Raw genomic sequence first — 3,730 nt, 5'->3', positions numbered from 1 at the left:
GTTTGTAGCTTTTTGATATAACAAAAATCAAAATTTATGACTACTACAAACCGTTCTCCGCGTCCCTCTACACTGGTTGCCCAGGCATGTGCTAATGTAACTGGTTTTCATGATTTATTCAAGCGGCTCAAGCGTCGCATGAAGACATCCGGCAGAAGCGAAAGCACCCTCAACAATTACGCCCGGCACCTGGCACAGATGGCCTTACATTTCAACACGCTGCCTACTGAACTCGATGAAGATCAGATTGAAGATTACCTGTATCTCCTGCAGCAACAACACAACACGCCTTCGGAATCCTATTTCAAACACACTGTGTATGGCCTTCGGTTTGTATTCCGGCTGGAAGGACTGGATGACAAACGCATTGCCCTGCCTGCCATTCAACGGGAAGAAAAACTTCCGGTAATTCTGAGCCGGGAAGAAGTAAAACGGCTGCTGCACACACCTACTTTGCTTAAGCACCGGATCCTGATCGCTCTACTGTATGACTGTGGCCTTCGCTGTATGGAAGTGCGTAGCCTGCAACTCAAAGACATTGATCTGAACCGCCGCATGTTGCACATCCGGCAAAGCAAGGGCAAGAAAGATCGCTATGTTCCTATTGGCTCGGTACTGGCAGCCGGACTTCAAAAATACATCGATGCCGAAGGTCCTGTTAAGTGGCTCTTCAATGGCAAAGGCGATCCTTCAATTGAAGGCCGCAAAGGAGGCGATTTTGACAGCCGCTATTCCCAACGTGGTGTGCAGTGGGCCGTTACCCAGGCAGTCAAACAGGCAGGCATTAAAAAAGAAGTATCGGTTCATACCCTTCGTCATACCTATGCCACGCATTTATTGGAAGCTGGCATCGATATCATGACCATCCAAAAACTCTTGGGCCATGAGAGCATCGATACCACGATGATTTATTTACATGTTGCGCAACCCGTTGATCGACCACCCCTCAGCGTGCTGGATCAGCTTTACGGCAGGTAAACCGTGCAACCGGCTTTTGAACTGGCCACTATTCTGAACCTGCACTGGGAGCGAGCAAATGAGCAACTATCCTTAAACAGTTGGCAGTGGCGCACCCTGCATGCGATCCGGCGCTGCAGAACGGCAGCACTGGGCGGGCATATTGATCAGTGCGATAGTTGCGGGCACCTGCGTATCAGCTATAACAGTTGCCGCAATCGCCACTGTCCCAAGTGCCAGGGACAGCAGCGGGAAGCCTGGATGGCGGCCCGGCAGGAAGAACTATTGCCTGTTCCGTACTATCATGTGGTGTTTACATTACCGGAGGCGATCAATCAACTGGCGTTGCATAAACCGGCTGTTGTTTATGGTTTGCTATTCTCAACCGTTTGGAGTACGATTCAATCTTTTGCATCGGATCCAAAACACCTTGGTGCTCAAACCGGTATGATCAGCATCCTGCATACCTGGGGACAAACACTCACCCTGCATCCGCACCTGCATTGTATCGTTCCGGGTGGGGGTATCACTTCTACGGGCCATTGGAAAAGCACCCGCTGCAAAGGCAAGTTCCTCTATCCGGTAAAAGCCCTGAGTGCGGTATTCCGGGCCCGGTATGCAGCAGCCTTGCGAAAAGCGTTTCCGGAGCAGCCACCGGAATTTTTCAACCAGCTTTTTGCTACCCCCTGGGTAGTGTATGCCAAACGTCCTTTCGGTGGACCTGACCAGGTGATTGAATACCTGGGACGCTATACGCATAAGATTGCGATCAGCAATCATCGCATCACGGCAGTCAATGATCAAACTGTTCAGTTTACCTACAAGGATTACCGACAGGCAGGTACTAAAAAAGAAATGTGTTTATCTGCAGTAGAATTTATCCGGCGCTTTGCGCTGCACATCCTGCCTAAAGGATTTGTGCGGATTCGGCATTATGGGATGTTGAGTAATGCGGTAAAGCAGACATCACTTCCAACGATCCGGGAACAATTAACTCCGAAGCAGAACCGCAACAAAAAAGAGCAACCTACTGCAGAACTATCCGTACCAATTGAAGCCAGCTGTCCCTGTTGCAAAAAAGGCCGCATGCAACACGTGATGGATTTTGATCATCGGGGACCACCTATTGCAATATTGAACCAGGTAACATCAAATGTAAAGACGACCCTTTGAAAGCTGATTGCCGAACAGGCCTGGGAATTTTATATCCATTACCTATGAAAACATTGCATGATTGCCAGGAGAATCAATAGAAAATCCTGATCCGGAATAAAATTAGCTATCCTTTTGAAGGGAGTAAATCCATCATGCAACTCCAGATCAGTTTAATCCTCCGGTTTTCATTTCTTAAACCAGTAACTTCTACTATTCAAACCCCATAAGTAATAGCCCGGCTACCAAGGTTCCGTGCAACATCCGCTTCATCGTTGGCGCTTCGCACCCGACGAAGCTTAGTTGTTATGGGCAGTGCTTGCCGCGATTAAAGCTTTCGTTTCTTAATTGATCGTCGTTGGGTGATATCCAACCAGAGTTGAGTTAACTCGTATTCTTGTAGTTCCTTTAACGGATACATTTCGCCATTCTTGTTGAGAATCTCAACACAATCGATAATCCCATTCGTTAAATGAACCGTTGCATCGGCCAAGACCTTCAACTCTTCGTTCTTGATTTCAACACCATTTAGCATTTCGGTTCTATTTCCTTGAGTGTCCAAATTCTGTGCTTTATCAGCGCTGGATCTATATAACTCGATGCCTGGCTCGACCAGAAAGTCGATAATGAGTCCAATACCTGTATGTTCTTCGTGTTTCTCCGACAGAAAAGGGATTTGCTTCCGCAACGAATCTTCAAAGTCTAAACCGTCAAATGTTAGATCTAGGATATCAAGTATGTATTTTGATTGAATCATTAACTATTGACTTTAGCGATTGGGACCATGCATTGCCCATAACGTTCGAGGCTTTGTGCAGGTTGGGGATTTCGAGTTCCGTCTGCTTGTAAACGTCAGCCAAATGTGTAGGTAAAAGTTGATGATTTATTCTTTTGCTCAATAGCGTTCTGTCGAGCTGGAACTTAAGTTAAATAGTAGTACAAAAGTTGATGGCGAATTCCGTCTAGCCCAACTTGCACAAAACCATATGTTGGCTGCTGTTTTATTCTACGTTGTGTACCACAAATACCAATGATCGTCAATTTTTTTCCATTCTATAATTCGTCCACAGTTAGTATATCCTGGGTTAGTATTGTCTTTTGAATATGCAATTCCTACACAGTTATCAAGCATTCCGTCTAATGTAAAAATTACTTCTCCACTTTCAAGTGTGTCAACAGCAGCAAAGCTTAATTGCGGAATTTCAATTTGTTTATTTTCTTGTCGTGCCTTTTCAATTGCTACAACAGTTTCAGTCATTCGAGATTTGTGAATTGAAAAGAATATTTTGTCAGCTGTATTAATAAGCCCATCTCTACAAGTTAAAAATATTGTCACACTAATGGCAGTTGCAATAAAGTAATATAACTTTCTAAATTTTGTCTGTTTTGTCAATAGAAGAATTATCAAACAGCCGATAATAAATAATGCACAAAATCCTATAAGCCCTAAAAAAGTAAAAATGTCTGTGTGTCTGAAAAATAATAATGCAAAAAAATAAGGTGCAACTAAGGAAAGCATTGTAAACATTTCAGTCTTTGTAAGTCGCATTGGTGATTTAAAAGTTTTGATGGTCTTAAAATGATTTCAAATTATTGTGGTCTGTCTAAATAGCAGCCAACG

Annotated in this window: 4 protein-coding genes; 2 read left to right on the top strand and 2 right to left on the bottom strand. The window is 44.4% G+C overall.

All coding sequences use genetic code 11. The features are described 5' to 3' along the window. Positions 1-36 precede the first annotated feature (36 nt). Positions 37-978 carry a tyrosine-type recombinase/integrase gene (locus tag BC349_RS11320; protein ID WP_187256030.1) on the top strand — a complete coding sequence of 314 codons (942 nt, stop codon included), beginning with the start codon at positions 37-39 and terminating at the stop codon, positions 976-978. 3 nt (positions 979-981) lie between these two features. Next, positions 982-2,130 (top strand): IS91 family transposase, encoded by a 1,149-nt coding sequence (locus tag BC349_RS11315; RefSeq protein WP_187256029.1) that lies wholly within the window; start codon positions 982-984, stop codon positions 2,128-2,130. Between the two features lie 307 nt (positions 2,131-2,437). Here the strand turns inward: BC349_RS11315 and BC349_RS11310 are convergent, their stop codons facing one another. Both BC349_RS11310 and BC349_RS11305 read right to left on the bottom strand, forming a co-directional pair. Next, on the bottom strand, positions 2,438-2,866 hold the full coding sequence (locus tag BC349_RS11310; protein WP_187256890.1) for a hypothetical protein: 429 nt from the start codon (positions 2,864-2,866) through the stop codon (positions 2,438-2,440). 249 nt (positions 2,867-3,115) lie between these two features. After that, on the bottom strand, positions 3,116-3,658 hold the full coding sequence (locus tag BC349_RS11305; protein WP_187256050.1) for a hypothetical protein: 543 nt from the start codon (positions 3,656-3,658) through the stop codon (positions 3,116-3,118). Positions 3,659-3,730 lie beyond the last annotated feature (72 nt).

It is taken from the genome of Flavihumibacter stibioxidans, from assembly GCF_014332695.1.
Lineage (GTDB): Bacteria > Bacteroidota > Bacteroidia > Chitinophagales > Chitinophagaceae > Flavihumibacter > Flavihumibacter stibioxidans.
This window is presented reverse-complemented; position numbering and strand designations above follow the sequence as displayed.

Coding starts and splice junctions, on each gene's coding strand:
- BC349_RS11305 (WP_187256050.1), bottom strand. CDS start 3,658: ATGCGACTTACAAAGACTGAAATGTTTACAATGCTTTCCTTAGTTGCA.
- BC349_RS11310 (WP_187256890.1), bottom strand. CDS start 2,866: ATGATTCAATCAAAATACATACTTGATATCCTAGATCTAACATTTGAC.
- BC349_RS11320 (WP_187256030.1), top strand. CDS start 37: ATGACTACTACAAACCGTTCTCCGCGTCCCTCTACACTGGTTGCCCAG.